At 68.6% G+C, this 293-nt stretch carries 1 protein-coding gene; it reads left to right on the top strand.

The features are described from left to right. The coding region (locus tag SB719_RS19560) for a hypothetical protein (RefSeq protein WP_412159653.1) at nt 1–222 on the top strand (222 nt) is incomplete at its 5' end. Between the last annotated feature and the right edge of the window lie 71 nt (nt 223–293).

Genomic DNA, 293 nt, shown 5'->3' with positions numbered 1-293 from the left:
CTGCTAGATCAGCACAATGCCGAAGCGCGCGCGCCCAAGCCGTGGCAACAGATCGATGAGGGCGGCACGAGCATGCCGGCACCTGGCTACCAGTCCACGCAGGCGGCGCACAAGGCGCAGGAACTCCATGCGGCCGAAAGTCGCCTGGCCTCGATCCAGGGCAGCGTCAGTACGCGAGACCGCAAGAACCAGGGCAAACGCGATCACCGCAACGAGAGCTGAGGCGGGCGGTCGCCCCATCGTCGGAGCGCCGGCGGTCCCACTCAGTGCGGGGCGTCGCCGGAACCCGCGTA

The organism is Pantoea sp. SIMBA_079, assembly GCF_046940275.1.
Lineage (GTDB): Bacteria > Pseudomonadota > Gammaproteobacteria > Enterobacterales > Enterobacteriaceae > Pantoea > Pantoea borealis.
This window is presented reverse-complemented; position numbering and strand designations above follow the sequence as displayed.